The 1,210-nt window shown below is 46.5% G+C and carries 1 protein-coding gene; it reads left to right on the top strand.

The genetic code is table 11. The features are described from left to right. The coding region (locus A3751_RS16530; protein WP_231876921.1) for a methyl-accepting chemotaxis protein at positions 1-897 on the top strand (897 nt) is incomplete at its 5' end. Positions 898-1,210: the final 313 nt, after the last annotated feature.

A 1,210-nucleotide genomic window follows, 5' to 3' on the forward strand; every position in this document is an offset into this window, starting at 1 on the left:
GCAAGCTTTAACTTGTTTGTATCAAAGCTCGCCAATCTTGTTGAACAAACACAACAAACATCTATTGCACTTGTCGAGCAAAGCACCAAGTTGACTCAGCTCGCACAGGCCGGCACCCAGCAAGCCGAAAACCAAAACGAACAAATGACGAACATTCAGTCCTCAATAAACCAAATATCCGAAAGTATCACTGACAATGCTTCACGAGCGGATCAAGCTTTGAGCGCAGCAAACGAAGCAAAACAACAATCGATTGATGGGAAAACCGCAACAGGCAACTCAATAGAAACAATACAAATGGTTGAACAAGAGGTTACCAAGGCCGCTGAAGCACTGCAGACTGTCGAGAATGACACCATGCAAGTAGCAGACCTACTAGCCGTCATTGACTCTATCTCTGAACAAACTAACCTCTTGGCTTTGAATGCGGCGATTGAGGCTGCGCGCGCTGGAGAAAATGGCCGCGGCTTTGCGGTGGTTGCGGACGAGGTGCGCAGCCTATCCCACAAAATTCAACAAGAGACAGCAGCCATTACCAACACAGTTGAAGCGCTAAAACGTGGCACGGCAAACGCGGTTGACGTGATGCGAGCAAGCCGAAGTACAACATCTGAAAGCACGCATTCATCACGACTTGCTGGTACTGCGTTAGATCAAGTGGTTAGCTCGAGCGAGCATATTGCCTCCATAAATGCTGAGATCGCGAGTAACAGCAATTCAAATACAGAACTCGTCAATCACATCAAAACCAACACGGATCGAACGGTCGAAATTACCAACGAGTCAGCGCATGCAGCGAAGCAAATTGACCATATCGGCCTTAAAATCGCTGAGCTCGCGAATAAATTAGGCGATTTGGTTGATCAGTTCTCGAATGAAGACAGCATCAATCGTTGAGACTAATGCTGAGCAATGCAGGTCCATGGAAACTTATTAAGGCACATGCTTTAAAGTGCCCACCTATGAGTCTGAAATGTTGATTACCTTGTCGCTACTCTGATCTACATGGTGTTTGCAGCAAGGTTAGATGAAGATCTATAAATAGAACTCAGAGGTCTAAAGAGCCAGATAGGCCGCACCTGACTTTAACTCAGCTTCAGAGATTTCCAAAATCGAGGGTGGAATCGAAACGTCGTAAATCCACAATGCCGCGAACAACTTGTCGTAGTGAGCAGGCAGCTTCAGCGATGTCATATAGACTTCTTCCGTC

The sequence above is a fragment of the Oleiphilus sp. HI0080 genome, assembly GCF_001635135.1.